10 protein-coding genes are annotated in these 13,770 nt (G+C 65.8%); 1 reads left to right on the forward strand and 9 read right to left on the reverse strand.

Going from position 1 to position 13,770, the window contains the following annotated elements; all coding sequences use genetic code 11:
• Positions 1-556 precede the first annotated feature (556 nt).
• The 6 genes from NRB20_RS29615 to NRB20_RS29640 form a co-directional block, all read right to left on the reverse strand.
• On the reverse strand, positions 557-2,020 hold the full coding sequence (locus tag NRB20_RS29615; protein WP_153414717.1) for a HEAT repeat domain-containing protein: 1,464 nt from the start codon (positions 2,018-2,020) through the stop codon (positions 557-559).
• Positions 2,021-2,075: 55 nt separating this feature from the next.
• Positions 2,076-3,956 (reverse strand): ABC transporter ATP-binding protein, encoded by a 1,881-nt coding sequence (locus NRB20_RS29620; protein ID WP_153414718.1) that lies wholly within the window; start codon positions 3,954-3,956, stop codon positions 2,076-2,078.
• A 369-nt stretch (positions 3,957-4,325) separates the two neighbouring features.
• On the reverse strand, positions 4,326-5,048 hold the full coding sequence (gene narI / locus NRB20_RS29625) for a respiratory nitrate reductase subunit gamma (RefSeq protein ID WP_153414719.1): 723 nt from the start codon (positions 5,046-5,048) through the stop codon (positions 4,326-4,328).
• Complete coding sequence (gene narJ / locus NRB20_RS29630) at positions 5,048-5,650, reverse strand: nitrate reductase molybdenum cofactor assembly chaperone (RefSeq protein ID WP_319945564.1); 603 nt, start codon at positions 5,648-5,650, stop codon at positions 5,048-5,050. Before narJ ends, narI begins: the two co-directional genes overlap by 1 nt.
• Positions 5,647-7,239: a nitrate reductase subunit beta gene (gene narH / locus NRB20_RS29635; protein WP_153414720.1), complete on the reverse strand. Its 1,593-nt coding sequence runs from the start codon at positions 7,237-7,239 to the stop codon at positions 5,647-5,649. Before narH ends, narJ begins: the two co-directional genes overlap by 4 nt.
• Positions 7,236-10,901, reverse strand: coding sequence for a nitrate reductase subunit alpha (locus tag NRB20_RS29640; protein WP_153414721.1), 3,666 nt, complete (start codon positions 10,899-10,901; stop codon positions 7,236-7,238). The genes narH and NRB20_RS29640 overlap by 4 nt, the downstream gene beginning before the upstream one ends.
• A 142-nt stretch (positions 10,902-11,043) precedes the next feature.
• Here NRB20_RS29640 and NRB20_RS29645 point away from each other — a divergent pair, with 142 nt between their 5' ends.
• Positions 11,044-12,084: a tellurite resistance/C4-dicarboxylate transporter family protein gene (locus NRB20_RS29645; protein ID WP_194290047.1), complete on the forward strand. Its 1,041-nt coding sequence runs from the start codon at positions 11,044-11,046 to the stop codon at positions 12,082-12,084.
• Positions 12,085-12,105: 21 nt separating this feature from the next.
• Here the strand turns inward: NRB20_RS29645 and NRB20_RS29650 are convergent, their stop codons facing one another.
• The 3 genes from NRB20_RS29650 to NRB20_RS29660 all read right to left on the reverse strand — a co-directional run bounded on the left by NRB20_RS29650 (position 12,106) and on the right by NRB20_RS29660 (position 13,648).
• Positions 12,106-12,483: a hypothetical protein gene (locus tag NRB20_RS29650; RefSeq protein ID WP_153414723.1), complete on the reverse strand. Its 378-nt coding sequence runs from the start codon at positions 12,481-12,483 to the stop codon at positions 12,106-12,108.
• Between the two features lie 86 nt (positions 12,484-12,569).
• Positions 12,570-13,028, reverse strand: coding sequence for a DUF4254 domain-containing protein (locus tag NRB20_RS29655; protein ID WP_194290048.1), 459 nt, complete (start codon positions 13,026-13,028; stop codon positions 12,570-12,572).
• Complete coding sequence (locus NRB20_RS29660; RefSeq protein ID WP_153414725.1) at positions 13,025-13,648, reverse strand: hypothetical protein; 624 nt, start codon at positions 13,646-13,648, stop codon at positions 13,025-13,027. Before NRB20_RS29660 ends, NRB20_RS29655 begins: the two co-directional genes overlap by 4 nt.
• Positions 13,649-13,770: the final 122 nt, after the last annotated feature.

The raw sequence follows: 13,770 nt of genomic DNA on the forward strand, positions 1-13,770 counted from the left end.
CGTCACCGCCCAGGCCACGAGCTCCGGGCATCGACACGACAAGCAAGGGGAAACGGGAACTTCTACCTGGCCACCAGCGGGGACCTACAACCGGCCACCAGTGGAGACTTTCTCATGGCCACGGACACCGGGCGCAGTCCCGACCCAACACACCCCGGGCGCAGTCCCGACCAACACCCCAGGCGCAGTCCCGACCAACACCCCAGGCGCAGTCTCAACCAACACGCCCCGGGTGCAGTCCCGACCCAACACACCCCAGGTGCAGTCTCAACCAACACACCCCGGGCACAATCTCCACCCAGCACACCCCGGGCGCAATCTCCAACCAACACACCCCAGGCGCAATCTCTACCCAACACACCCCAGGCGCAATCTCCACCCAACACACCCCAGGCGCAGTCCCACCCAGCACACCCCAGGTGCAGTCTCAACCAGCACACCCCGGGCGCAATCTCCAACCAACACACCCCGGGCGCAGTCTCACCAACGCGCCCCAGGTGCCGTCTCAACCAACGCGCCCAGAGTGCCGTCTCAACCAACACACCCGGGGCGTCGTTCAGATCGGGAAGGCACCGTGATGACCACCGCGGTCACGGCCGCAGGCGGTCAGGGCTAGTACGCCGTGGCCCTGGATGGGGGTGTCGGGGGTGAGGGCGAAGGGGGAGATCGAGGCTCGGGCGGCTATTCGGGAGATCGAGAGGGCGTCGGGGAGGCCGGTTCGGTGTTGGAAACGGGACCAGGCTGCGTCGAGGGCGTTCTCGAGGTCTGTAGCCGAAGCGTTCTGGTCGGTGAGTATCTCGTCGTGGATTCGATCCCACATGTCGGCGGGGAAACCATTGGCCGCCAGCCAATTCGGGGTCGATTCGGTGCGTAGGCCGTGGACGTAGGGGTCCTCGTCGTCGATGAATTCCCAGTCCGCGACACTGTCGGAGCAGGAGCCGCAGCTGATCTCCTCCCCGGCCTGCATTATCAGCCAGTCGCCGGGAAGGTAGTCCTCAACTGCGCAGTAGCGGTGGGCGGCACCGAAACGCCTGCTCAGCTCCTCGCAGTGCGCCCAGTGGTCGAAGAGTTCCGGAATCATCCGCATGTATTCGGAATCGATGGAACTCACGTCCGGTTCCAGGCTGTGGAATCTCCGATGCCCGGCTCGGGCACCGTGCGGAACCCTGTTGCCGAAGATCAGTGTCCAGCCGTCCAGCGCCGGGGTGACGAACATCCGATCGCAGCCGGATTGTTGGCTGTAGATCGATTCTATTGCCGCACAACCCATTCGGAGAGTCACCGGGACGGGGTCCGACAGCGCGAACGCATCCAGGACCGCCGCCTGATCATCGGTCGGCAGCGCGTACCAGCCGCGGATTCTCGGCGACTCGGCGAAAGGGTGCGGAACCTCGACGGCCAGTTTGCTTCGGATCAGCCTGTGCACGGCCGTGAGATCATCGGGTTCGATTGTGTCCCAGCCGATCTCGGCGAGCGCGGCGAGCGCTCCGCGACGATGGACCGTACGCGAACGCCGGACCCTGCGCAGCAGCGGCACCATGTCGGAACCGAAGCCCCCGAGCCGCCGGATCGCCTGCTGACGCACCGACGGATCGGGATCACTCAGCATCACCACCAGCGCGGGAGCGTATTCGATATCGGCGTAGCGGACGGCGAGGGACCGGACATCCTCGTCCGGACTGCACAGCTTCTCCATCAGGACCAGCATGTGCTCGGTTTCGGGAAAGCCCAGCACACGGCACGCCCGGCGAGCGGTCGCCACTGCCTCCGGATCGATGATCGAGGCCGCCCGGGTCGCGGCAATCCGTTCCAGCAGCGGCCGGAATGCGTACGGGCCCAACTCTTTCAGCACCGCGATACCGGACCGCTCGACCTGCTCCGAGGCCGGTGCGCGCAATACCTGCAACAGCGGATCGAGCGCCGCACGCCCGGCCCGCACCAGCTCCGCCTCGGCCGCCCGCACGATCCGGACATCGTCGGCACCGAGTTCACCGATCGCCCTGTGCACCTCGGTCGACACCGGAATCCCCTCCCCGGAAAGCTGTTTCGCCGGTCCCTGCCGACCGTATCAGCGGTCAGGCCGCGACCGTATCGCCCTGGTCGGCGAATTGGGTGTGGTACAGCTCCGCGTACCGGCCCTCGCGGGCGAGCAGGTCGGTGTGGGTGCCGCGTTCGACGATCTGGCCGGATTCCACGACCAGGATCTGGTCGGCGTTGCGGATGGTGGACAGGCGGTGGGCGATGACCAGGGCGGTGCGGCCGGTCAGGGCCTCGGCGACGGCCTCCTGGACGGCCGCCTCGGAGGTGGAGTCCAGGGCGGCGGTGGCCTCGTCCAGCACCACGACGCGGGGTTGTTCGAGCAGTAGGCGGGCGATGGTGAGACGTTGCCGTTCGCCGCCGGAGAGGCGGTAGCCGCGCTCGCCGACGACCGTGTCCAGACCATCGGGGAGCGAGCCGATCAGATCGCCCAATCTGGCGCGCCGCAACGCATCCCAGATCTCCTCCTCGGTCGCGGCGGGCCGGGCCAGCCGCAGATTCGCGCCGATGGTGTCGTGGAACAGATGCCCGTCCTGGGTGACCAGGCCGACGGTGGTCTGGATGGAACGGCCGGTCAACTGGCGCACATCGGCCCCGTTCAACCGGACCGCGCCGGAATCCACGTCGTAGAGGCGCGAAAGCAGTTGGGCGATGGTCGATTTGCCCGCACCCGAGGACCCGACCAGCGCGATCATCTGCCCTGGTTCGGCGCGCAGCGAAATCCCGTGCAGCACTTCCTCACCGCCGCGGGTGTCGAGGGTGGCCACATCCTCCAGGGAGGCCAGCGACACCTTGTCCGCGGCCGGATAGCCGAACCGCACGTCGTCGAATTCCACCGTGACCGGGCCCGGCGGCACCTCGGTCGCATCGGGGGCGTCCTGGATGAGCGGCTCCAGATCCAGGATCTCGAAGACGCGCTCGAAGCTGACCAGCGCGGACATGATGTCCACCCGGGCACTGGCCAACGCCGTCAACGGACCGTAGAGCCTGGTCAACAGCAGCGAAAGCGATACCACCGCACCGGCATTCAACTGACCGCGCAACGCGAACCAGCCGCCCAGGCCGTACACCAGCGCCACCGCCAACGCCGACACCAGCGTCAACGCGGTGACGAAGGTGGTCTGCAACATCGCGGTCCGCACGCCGATATCGCGCACCCGCCCGGCCCGCAGGGCGAATTCCGCCGACTCGTGCCGCGGCCGCCCGAACAGCTTCACCAGGGTCGCGCCGGGTGCGGAGAAACGCTCGGTCATCTGCGTACTCATCGCGGCATTGAGTTGCGCGCCCTCGCGCTGGATCACCGCGACCCGGGTGCCCATCCGCCGCGCCGGAATCATGAACAGCGGCAACATGATCAGTGCCAGCAGCGTGATCTGCCAGGACAGCTGCACCATCACCACGAGCGTCAACAGCAACGTGACGATATTGGTCACCACTCCCGAGAGCGTGGTGCTGAACGCCCGCTGCGCACCGATCACATCGCTGTTGAGCCGACTCACCAGCGCCCCGGTGCGGGTGCGGGTGAAGAACGCGATCGGCATCTTCTGCACGTGATCGAACACCGACGTGCGCAGATCCAGGATCAACCCCTCACCGATCCGCGCGGACAGCCACCGGATCACGATGCCCAGCGCCGCGTCGACCACGGCCAGCGCGCCGATCGCCACCGCCAGCAACACCACCACGCGCGCCGCGGAATGCCCGACGATGTGGTCGACCACCCGCCCCGCCAACAGCGGATTGGCCACCTCCAACACCGCCGACACCACGCTGAACACCAGAAATCCGAGCAACAGCCGCCGATGCGGCCGCGCGAACCGCAGCATCCGCCGAGCCGTCGCCGCACTGAACCCCCGCCGCTCATCGGGCGCATTGGCCTGCCGATACAGCTGATTCCACGCCACCGATTCGATCGTCATCCGCCGATCTCCCTTCCACCGGCCATTCAACACCGACCCACCGACACTAAAACCTCAACAATGGTTGAACTCAAGTGTTCCGGGGCCGGGCCGCGTTCACCCACAGCGGAAAACAGCGTCGGCGAAGGGCGCGCGATCGGCCGGATCAGATCCTGCTCCAGGCTGTAGACGAACGTGGGTTCGCGCTCCCACCGTGGCCGATCGTCCATTTCTTCAGTCCCCGCGTCCTCTTCGCGATCGGGAGGCGCACGCTCTGGTAGTACTCGTCGAACTGCCGCGGGTCCTGCGGGTGACCGTAGAGAATCGTCAGGTCGGTACATGCCCCCAGCTCTCTCGTCGATGACGTGGCACCACAAGGGCGTAAGGGGATCAGCTCTCGATCGGTTCCCAGCCTCGGCGGGCGGCGCGGCCGGTCTGCTTCGGGTCGCGGTAGCGGTAGACGATGTAGGGGCGGAAGAGGTACTGGATCGGGGCGCTGAACATGTGGACCAGGCGGGTGAAGGGGACCAGGGCGATCAGGAGCATGCCGATGACCGCGTGGATCTGGTAGGCGATCGGGACCGAACTCATCAGGGCGGGGCGGGGGTCGAGGATGACAATGTGGCGGGCCCAGGGGGCGATGGTGGTGCGGTAGTCGTAGCCGTGGTCGAGGGTGGAGTGGGTGAGTTCGGCGAACAGGCCCAGGAAGATCGCCGAGAGCAGGAACAGGTACATGACCTTGTCGTTGCGGGTGGTGGCGCGGAAGACGGGGGCGTGGGTGCGGCGGCGGATGACCAGCAGCACGACACCGGCGATGGCTAGCACACCCGCGATCGTGCCGCCGATCAGGGACAGCAGATGGTAGGCGTGTTCGCTCAAACCCAGTGCGCTGGTCCAGCTTTCGGGGATGAACAGGCCCATGAGATGACCGACCAGGACGAACAGGATGCCGTAGTGGAACATCGGCGAGGCGATATTGAGCAGGCGCGACTCGTACGGTTCGGAGGAGCGGGTGGTCCAGCCGAATTTGTCGTAGCGGTGTCGCCAGAACAGACCGCCGATCAACGAGATCAGAGTGATGTAAGGCAGTGCGCCCCATAGGAATACCTGCATCAGTGACCTCCGTTGCCGAGCACGGGTAGTAGGTCGAGGTGGCCGTAGGGAGCCAGGCCGACGGTTTCGGTGGCCGGGCCCGATTGCGCCAGTGCGTGCGCGGCGGCCCGATCGCGCGGGGTCGGGCCGGGGAGGGTGGCGCTGAGCGCGTTCAGGACCTGGGCGTACGGGGTTCCGGATTCCTCCAACGCGAGACGCAGCAACTCCAGGCCCGGCCGATGTTCGATGAGCAGCTCGGAAGATCCGGTGGCAGCACAGAATTCGAGTATGACCGGTAGGTAGTCGGGTAAGTCGCTGTCCCGCAAATCCATTCCGCAATCGCGGTAGATCCGCTTGAGACGAGCCAGCGAACCACCGCGACGTCGCGTATCACCGTCCTGCCACCAGGTCAGGTGCAGACAGTGCCGGTTGTGGAAGTCGAAGACCTGCACATACTGCTCGCACAACGCGTCCCGGCCCACCGCCGCAGCGTGTTTCAGGAACGGACGCAACGCGGGCGCGCCCGAGGTGAACAGCGGCAATCGGTCGAAGAATCGTTCGTCGGGATAGTCCAGGCAGTGTGCGGCGACCTGATACAGCACCGGAGTCGAACGCCCGCTCACCGGTAGTCCTCGTCGGTGGTCTGTCGCTCGCGCGTCAGGTGGAAATTCTCTACGGTCATGAGCGGCAACAGCTTTCGCCCCGAATCGTCGCCCAGCGGCCCGGCCGCGCCCATGCCGGGACCGCCCTCGTAGTCCAGACTGCATCCGTCGGGCATCGCCGACTCCTCGAGCCGCTGCGCATCACCCACCGCCGCGGTCGGAATCACGTAGCGCTCATCGTATTTCGCGATCGCCAGCAGTCGGAACATATCCTTCAACTCACCACCCGACATGCCGACCGCCTCGGGAATCGACTCGTCCGGCGGATCACCGAGATTGATGTCGCGGTGATACGACCGCATGGCCGCGAGCCGGGCCAACGCATCCTGCACCGGCACCACATCACCGGCCGTGAACAACTCGGCCAGATATTCCATTGGAATACGCAGCGAATCGATCGCGCCGAACAGATGCCCGGCATCCTCACCGTCGAATCCGGTTTCGGCCAGCGATTCGACCACCGGGGACAGCGGCGGGATGTACCAGACCATCGGCATCGTCCGGTATTCCGGATGCAGCGGCAGCGCGACACGATACTTGCTGATCAGCGCGTGTACCGGCGAATGCCGGGCGGCCTCGATCCAGTCCGCCGGAATGCCCGCGCGCTCGGCCTCGTGCCGCATCTTCGGGTCCTCGGGATCCAGGAATACGCCCAGTTGCGCCTGGTAGAGGTCGGTTTCGGACGGCGTGGAGGCCGCCTCGGTGACGCGGTCCGCGTCGTACAGCACCACGCCCAGATACCGCAGCCGCCCGACGCAGGTCTCCGAACACACCGTCGGCAGCCCGACCTCCATGCGCGGATAACACAGCGTGCACTTCTCGGCCTTGCCGGTCTTGTGGTTGAAGTAGATCTTCTTGTACGGACAGCCAGTCACGCACATCCGCCAGCCCCGGCAGCGGTCCTGATCGACCAGCACGATGCCGTCCTCACCCCGCTTGTACAGCGCACCCGACGGACACGAGGCCACACACGCCGGATTCAGACAGTGCTCGCAGATCCGCGGCAGATAGAACATGAACGTCTGCTCGAACTCGAATCTCACCTTCTCCGAGGCGGTTTCGCGAACCTTCCGCACCATCGGATCCAACTCGCCGAATTGGGTCGCACCACCGAGGTTGTCGTCCCAGTTGGCACTCCATTCGATCCGCATCGGCTTACCCGACAACAGCGAACGCGGCGGCGCGACCGGATAATCGTCACCCAGCGGCGCCTGGGTCAGCGCACGATAGTCGTACGTCCACGGCTCGTAGTAGTCCCGGATCACCGGCAACACCGGATTCCCGAAGATGGACAACAACTTTCGCAGCCGCCCACCCGCCTTCAACTTCAACCGGCCCCGGCGGTCCAGCGCCCAGCCGCCGCGCCACCGTTCCTGATCCTCGTACCGGCGTGGATACCCTTGTCCCGGACGGGTTTCCACATTGTTGAACCAGGCGTACTCCATCCCGCCGCGATTGGTCCAGGTCTGCTTGCAGGTCACCGAGCAGGTGTGACACCCGATGCACTTGTCCAGGTTCATCACCATTGCCAGCTGCGCCATCGGTTTCATCGGTACTGCACCTCCTGGGAGCGGCGGCGGATCACGGTCACCTCGTCACGTTGATTCCCGGTCGGCCCGAAATAGTTGAAACCCCAGCACAATTGGGCATAACCGCCGATGAGGTGGGTCGGTTTGAGCAGCAGCCGGGTGAGCGAGTTGTGTATCCCACCGCGACGTCCGGTGCGTTCGGTGCGCGGCACGTTCACCGTGCGTTCCTGCGCGTGATGCATGTAGACGGTGCCCGCGGGCATCCGATGCGAGACGATCGCGCGGGCCACCACGATGCCGTTGCGGTTCTCCGCCTCGATCCAGTCGTTGTCCGCGACCCCGATCGACTCGGCGTCGGCCGGGGACATCCAGATCACCTGTCCGCCACGCGAAAGCGAGAGCATGAACAGGTTGTCCTGATACTCCGAATGGATCGACCACTTGTTGTGCGGGGTCAGGTAGCGAACCGTCACTTGACGCTGGCCGTCGGGGCCCAGTTCGGGTTCGCCGAACAGCCGGCTCATATCCAGCGGCGGCCGATAGACCGGCAGACATTCGCCGACCTCGGCCATCCAGTCGTGATCCAGGAAGAACTGCTGACGTCCGGTCAGCGTGTGCCAGGGCCGGAGCTGCTCGATGTTCTGCGTGAACGCGGTGTACCGGCGGCCATCGCTCTCACTGCCCGACCACTCCGGCGAGGTGATCACCGGAACGGGTGCGGACTGGGTGTCGACGTAGTGGACGCGCTTCCCCTCGTGTTCGGCCGCCAGCTCGGCCATCGCCTGTCCGGTGCGGCGCTCCAACGTGCGGAAACCCTGAGTTGCCAAGTGGCCGTTGGTGGTTCCGGACAGCGACAGGATGGTGTCGGCCGCGTGCACCGCGGTATCGATGCGCGGACGTCCGGCCGCCGGGCCCGATTCGACCACGCCGTTGAGCGAGCCCAGATAGGAGACCTCCGCGTCGGGTCGCAGGGCGATCCCTTTCACCGGCAGGCCGAGTTCCTCGACCAGCGGACCCAGCGCCGCGAATTTGGCTCCGATCGCGGTGTAGTCGCGCTCGACGACGGTCAGGGTCGGGAAGGTCCGGCCGGGCACCGGGGCGCATTCGTCACGTCGCCAGTCCCGCACCACACCGCCCGGCTGGGCCAGCTCACCCGGGGTGTCGTGCTGTAATGCGGTGGCCACCAGGTCATGTCGGACGCCGAGGTGCTCGCGGGCCAGTTCGCTGAGCCGGTCGGCCAGCGCGCGGAAGATGTCGAAATCGGTGCGGGCCTGCCAGGGCGGGTCGACCGCGGGGGAGAAGGCGTGCACGAAGGGGTGCATATCGGTGGAGGACAGGTCGTGTTTCTCGTACCAGGTCGCGGCGGGCAGCGTGATATCCGAGAGCAATGTCGAGGAGGTCATCCGGAAGTCCAGACAGACAAGCAGATCCAGCTTGCCCTCGGGCGCCTCGTGATGCCAGCGCACATCGCGCGGACGCGAGCGCCGGGGAGCCTCCTGCGCGGACAGCGTGGATTGCGTACCCAGCAGATGTTTGGTGAAATACTCCGCGCCCTTGGCCGAGGACCCGAGCAGGTTCGCCCGCCACAGCATCAGCACGCGCGGCCAGTTGCGCGGTTCGTCGGGGTCCTCGATGGCGAATTTCAAGGTGCCGGAGAGTATTTCGTTGACCGCGCGGGCGACCGCGTGTTCGCCCTCACCCAGTTCGAGCGGATTGCGGTCGAAGGTCGGATAGGACGGCATCCAGCCCAGCCGGGTGGCCTGGGCCAGGCAGTCGATCGCGGTCATCCCCGCGAAACGTCCCGAACCCAGTGGTGAGGCGAGGGTGTCGGCGGTGAATTTGTCGTAGCGCCACTGATCGGTGTGCACGAACCAGTGGCCGGTGCCGATGGCCTGCCGGGCCGGACGCGCCCAGTCGATCGCGCCCGCCAACGTCGACCAACCGGTGAACGGCCGCACCTTCTCCTGCCCGACGTAATGCGCCCACCCGCCGCCGTTACGCCCCTGACACCCGGTGAGCTGCAACAACGCCAGAAATGTTCGATAGATCGTCTCGGAATGGAACCAGTGGTTGGTGCCCGCGCCCATCAGGATCATGCAGCGGCCGCGCGACTTCTCGGCCGTCGCCGCGAACTCCCGGGCGATCCGGATGCAGGCGGCGGCGGGGACGGAGGTGTGTTCCTGCTGCCAGGCGGGCGTGCCGGGGGCGGTGGGGTCGTCGTACGACTCGGGCCAGTCGCCGGGGAGCTCGCCGCGGCCGACACCGTATCCGGCCAGTAGTAGGTCGAAAACCGTTGTGACCAGCGGACCTTCGGGGTGCAGACGACGCGCGGGAACGCCGCGTCGCAGGACCTCACCGCGACTCTGGGCAGCCGCGCCGCCGTCGGTGTCGAAGCGCGGCAACAACACCGGCACCCCGTCACCGCGCCCGTACAGACTCAGCGCCGGGGCGATCGAACCCATATCCAGATTCCAGTGTCCCGCACCGGATTCGGACCAGCGGAAGCCGATCGATCCGGGCGGCACCGCGGGCTCACCGGTATTCTCTTCCAGCACAACGGTTTTCCACTCGGCTCCCTCTCCGGTGTCACCGAGGTCGGAGGCGCGCACGAATTTACCTGGTACCCAAGCATCTTCGTGTTCCTCGAGCGTGACCAGGAAGGGCAGATCGGTGAAGCGCCGCACGTAATCGGTGAAATACGGGACCTGCCGATCCACGAAACACTCCCGCAGGATCACATGCCCCATCGCCAGGGCCAGCGCGGCATCGGTGCCCGGATGCGGATGTAGCCACTGATCGGCGAATTTGGCGTTGTCGGCGTAATCCGGAGCGACCACCACGACCTTCTGGCCCCGATAACGCGCCTCGGCCATCCAGTGCGCGTCCGGGGTGCGGGTGACCGGGACGTTCGAACCCCACATGATCAGATACGCCGCATCCCACCAGTCACCCGATTCGGGAACGTCGGTCTGATCGCCGAACACCTGCGGCGATGCCACCGGCAGATCGGCGTACCAGTCGTAGAAGGACAGCATCGGCGCGCCGATCAACGCCATGAACCGCGCGCCCGCCGCATGCGAGACCATCGACATGGCCGGGATCGGGGAGAATCCGGCGATGCGGTCCGGGCCGTGCGTGGCGATGGTGTGCACATGCGCGGCGGCGATGATCTCCAGCACCTCGTCCCACTGCACGCGCACCAGACCGCCCTTGCCGCGGGCCTGCTGATATTCCATCCGCCGGGCCGGATCGGACTGGATGCGCGCCCACGCTCGCACCGGATCTCCGGTGTCCCGCTTGGCTTTTCGGTACATCTCGAGTAGTACGCCGCGAATGTACGGATAGCGCACGCGGGTCGGCGAATACGTGTACCAGGAGAAGGACGCGCCCCGTGGACAGCCGCGCGGCTCGTACTCCGGACGGTCCGGGCCGACGGACGGATAGTCGGTCGCCTGCGTCTCCCAGGTGATGATGCCGTCCTTGACGTACACCTTCCAGCGACACGATCCGGTGCAGTTCACCCCGTGCGTGGAGTAGACGATCTTGTCGTGACTCCAGCGGTCGCGGTAGAAGACATCGCCCTCGGTGCCGCCGCGATAGGTGACGCTGTGCAGATCGGGTGCGGTATCGCCGCGACGGAAGTATCTGCCCGTTTCGAGAATCAGCGCATCGGGTTCCGCCATGGCGTTGCGGTCCTTTCGACGGTCTGGGCGGGCACACCTCGACCGACTGTATCGTTCGCGCGGCGAATATTTGGCAACTTTCTGGTGGTCGGGTGCGCGGCAGGCCCCGGATCTCGCGTCGGCGCATGTCACACTGGCGCGCGTGGGTGAGTCGGACGACGATCGAGCCGCATCCTTACGCGATCTGAAGCCCGCCTGGTTCGCCTCGGTGATGGCCACCGGGATCGTCGCGCGCGCCGTTTCGGGTGCGGGCTGGCAGTGGGGTGGGGACGCGCTGCTGATCATCGGCCTGCTGGCGTTCGCCGGACTCACGATCGCGATGATCGCCCGGGCGATTCGCCATCCGCGCGCGATGGCCGCCGACGCCGGGAATCCCGCGGTCGGATTCACCTTCCTGACCTTCGTCGCCGGGGCCGGGGTGCTGTCCACCGGACTGAGCACACACGGATTCGCCGCCGCGGCACTGGCATTGCTGGCCGTCGCCGCCATCGCCTGGCTCATTCTCTGCTACCTGATTCCGGCGGGATTCATGGTGCACCACAACGCCGCCGTCGGCATGACCGGCGCCGACGGCACCTGGCTGCTGTGGGTGGTCGGCACCCAATCGCTGGCCGTGGCCGCGAGCACGTTACCCGCGCCGTGGGCGCACCGGTTCACCACGCCCGCGCTGCTGGCCTGGTCGATCGGCTGCATGCTCTACGGCATCGTGGCGGCGCTGGTACTGAGCGCGCTGTTCACCAGGGAACTCACCCCCGCGACCCTGGTGCCGCCGTACTGGATCTTCATGGGCGCCACCGCGATCAGCGTGCTGGCCGCCGCCAAACTGATCGAACGAACCTCCGATCATCTGGTCGTGGTGACGCACCCCGCGCTGATCGGCGCGGCCGTGGTGCTGTGGGCGTTCGGCACCTGGCTGATCCCCGCACTCCTCATCGCGGGCGTCTGGCGGCATGTGTTCGAGCACTTCCGCCGGGGATTCGACCCGTCGCTGTGGAGCATCGTGTTCCCGATCGGTATGTACGGCGTCGGCACCCGCGAATTCGGTGTGGCCGTGGGGGAGTCGTGGATGGTGACGTTCGGGCGGGGGGAGGCTTGGGTGGCATTGGCGGCGTGGGTGGTGGTCGCGGTGGCGACTGTCGTGCGGTACGTGCCGGGGTTGCGACGGGTTGTCACAGCCGAATAAAAGGTTGCCGGACAACGGGTTTCATATTCGACGCGCTGGTCGGGTGAGTTCGGCCCACAGCACGGTTCTTCCGGCGGAGCAGTGCTGGCCGCAATGAGTGCTGAGCTGTTCGACGGTCGCGCTGATGAGATTGCCGCTGCGGGCGATGACGTCGGCGTTCCCGGGGGAGTCACGCACTTCGACGACCACGCTGTGTTCGGACGGCCGCCGCAGCCATACCGCCATGTGCGTCGGGCAATTCGGCTCCGAGTCCGCGACAGCCGCGACGAACGCCGAGGTGAGGTCGTGGACGATGCGCTCGGCATCGGTGAGCGCATCGGCCCAACGCCAGCGGTGCAGGGTGTACCGACAGAACCCGATGGCGATGTTTATCGCGGTGGGTCGGACGGCGAGATTCATTCCGACACAGTCGGTTCCGGGCACCGGATGCGATAGCGGTAACCCTCGCCGACCGTCGGGCATGCTGGCGGAATCGGGAGAAGGATTCATATCGGCGACCATGTTTCTTTGCCGCCCGGCAGGTAAGTGAGCGTGGGGAGCCTGCGGCGTCCGGTGCCGACTTCGAACGCGAGATCACTGTAGGCACAAGCAAGTTCGGCGAGTCGGAGCCACAGCAGGTGGCGATGCGGTTCGGCGATATTGTCGGCGAGTGCGCCGTGGGCCTCGGCCGTGTACTGGGCGATTCTGTCGACGATCATCCCCACGGACTCCGATTGGAGGTAAGCCGCGGTCGGGTCCTGAGGATGGTGAATTGTCACCCAACGATCGATCGAATTGATCAATTGTGTTCGAGCACAGTCGATTTCCGGACACCTGGATGGGGCGATGCCAATCCGCCTCCGATGCAGCCGGGTCAGCTCACGCGCCGCGACAACGATCGGATGGTCCGGCGCACGAGTTCCGCTGCATCCCCGCAGAAGCGTCTCTTTGCTCGGCAGAATCACCGCAACCTCCGCTGTAGGGAGATGAGCGCACAATATCGCCGAGCGCAATTATGTCCACGGTGTACCTCCAATATTCGTTGCGCCTCAGGCACACTCAGCCGGGCCGGTCGCGTCGAACACGACCAGGCGGTAGTCGGGGCGATCGGTACCGGAGGGTAATCGTCGGTCTCGGCGGAACGACGAGGTCTGCTCGAGACGAACAGGAAGGACAGGCAGAGTATCAACACGGCCGCCGCGCTCAGCACGGAAACCGGCAGCGCCGCAACCTCTCGGACCACGTTCGAGTATCCGCCGATCCAGATCATCTGGGCCGCAAGCACTGTCACCACACCGGCGGATACGACCGCGATCCGTCCGGCGAACGTATCCCAGTGCCGTTTCGGCAGTTCGTATCCGTATGTCGCCAAGCCGATCGCCTCCATCGGCGTCAGGCCGAGAAGCTGTGTCCGCTCCCGCATTTCGGCAATCGTGTCGGCGATCCGTATCGCCTCGGTCGCCTGCTTGGCATCGAGCGCCTGCCCCGGCAGATATGAAGCCGCCCAACAGCCCTGCCCCACCGGCACCGCTTTGTGTTTCGTGCGATCACTGCTGATCAGTGACCGGGTTACCTGTACCGCCATGAAACTCCGACCCCCTTCATGTGGTCGAGATATGACTCACAACACTCGAGCAAGTAGTATCAGAGAATACTTTTTGTTACAAGTGGAATATCCAGTACGGAACATTCCAGTAACTGAATATG

Origin of the sequence: Nocardia macrotermitis (assembly GCF_009604405.1) — a bacterium.
GTDB classification, from domain to species: domain Bacteria; phylum Actinomycetota; class Actinomycetes; order Mycobacteriales; family Mycobacteriaceae; genus Nocardia; species Nocardia macrotermitis.